The sequence below is a fragment of the Marinobacter iranensis genome (assembly GCF_029207565.1).
In the GTDB taxonomy this organism is placed as follows: Bacteria; Pseudomonadota; Gammaproteobacteria; order Pseudomonadales; family Oleiphilaceae; genus Marinobacter; species Marinobacter iranensis.
The window spans coordinates 1-256 of sequence record NZ_JANCMW010000296.1; the positions used below are offsets into that span (position 1 = coordinate 1).

Consider the following 256-nt stretch of genomic DNA (forward strand, 5'->3'; position numbering starts at 1 on the left):
GCCGGCGACGGCCAGCGGGCGCCCGGGGTCGGCGAACACGGCCAACGGGTCGCCCCTCGTCAGGTGGGACCAGACGAGGGGGAGGAAGACGGCGACAGAGGGGATCACGAGCCAGATGATGCGGCCCGCCCCGCGGCCCCGCCGCACGACGATCGCGAGGATGAGGGCGACGAGCCACAGCGCACCGAGCGCGGGGGCGAGCGAAGGCGCGCACGCGACGACGATGACGAGAAGGATCGAGGCGAGACCAGCGCTG

The 256-nt window shown here is 74.2% G+C and carries 1 protein-coding gene; it reads right to left on the reverse strand.

Translation table 11 applies throughout. The features are described 5' to 3' along the window. A partial coding sequence (locus NLU14_RS22445) for a hypothetical protein (protein WP_275710784.1) occupies positions 1–256 on the reverse strand: 256 nt, incomplete at both ends.